The sequence below is a fragment of the Methylobacterium sp. D48H genome (genome assembly GCF_053345715.1).
Genome location: NZ_JBKFAP010000232.1, coordinates 1 through 255, shown reverse-complemented (window position 1 = coordinate 255; position 255 = coordinate 1). Strand labels below are relative to the sequence as shown.

The 255-nt window shown below is 68.6% G+C and carries 1 protein-coding gene; it reads left to right on the top strand.

Annotated elements, in window-relative coordinates:
* Positions 1–34: 34 nt before the first annotated feature.
* Positions 35–255 (top strand): transposase (locus tag ACLBX8_RS32265; protein ID WP_447716481.1); only part of this gene is annotated, 221 nt, incomplete at its 3' end.

Genomic DNA, 255 nt, shown 5'->3' with positions numbered 1-255 from the left:
TCACAGGCTGGGTGGTCAGGCCCATGTGGGCTTGATGCGACGCTTTGAACTGACCGACGCGCAGTGGGAGCAGATCGCCCCGCTGCTGCCTCCGCAGAAGCCGCGCACGGGCCGGCCTGCGGAGGATCACCGGCAAGTCCTCAACGGCATGCTCTGGATCCTGCGCACGGGCGCACCCTGGGAGGATCTACCGGCGCGCTACGGTGCTGTGGGAACGGTGTCGAGCCGGTTCTACCGGTGGCGCAAGGCCGGCGT